This window comes from Thioclava sp. NG1, from assembly GCF_003122275.1.
Lineage (GTDB): Bacteria > Pseudomonadota > Alphaproteobacteria > Rhodobacterales > Rhodobacteraceae > Thioclava > Thioclava nitratireducens.
On the sequence record NZ_QFBB01000038.1, the window covers coordinates 1 to 568 of the forward strand.

Annotated in this window: 1 protein-coding gene; it reads right to left on the bottom strand. The window is 64.6% G+C overall.

Features of this window, described 5'->3' with window-relative positions:
* The coding region (locus tag DEM26_RS20530) for a hypothetical protein (protein WP_199224722.1) at positions 1–568 on the bottom strand (568 nt) is incomplete at both ends.

Genomic DNA, 568 nt, shown 5'->3' on the forward strand with positions numbered 1-568 from the left:
GCGAGCGTGTCGGCATCATTCGAGACGCCGGAACTCGAGAGCGGCGTCGAGCCGTCGAGCGTTGCCTGAAGAAGGCCGAGGTTCTGCAACGGGGAGTCGATGAAGCTCACGTTGTCCCAGTTCAGCGAAAGCTCCTCGATCGCCTTGTCCAGCGACAGGTTGTAGAAGGAGACCATCTCGGGCGAGATCGACGCGAGCGCTTCTTCATAGGCCTGATCGATCACGTGCTCGGGCGAGCGCGCGACGTTCAGACGACCGAGTTCGACCTCCGGAATTCCTTCCTGCGACCAGGTCGGCTTGCCGCCGCCCGAAGAGGAGGGGGCGCCTGCCTGCGGCCCCTTGCCGTCGGAATCTTCTCCCGGGCCGCCTTGTCCCTGACCTTGCGATTGCCCGGTCTGAGCGCCTTTGCTGCCCTGACCCTGACCACCTTGATTTCCTTTGCCGGTCCCTTGGCCGCCGGACTCCTGTGCATTGGCCGCGAAGCTTAGCGGACCGGTGACCGGTGCCTGCCATGCGATCGCGACTCCCAGCGCCGCTGCAAGAGCGACGAGCGAGACGCGAGATTTGC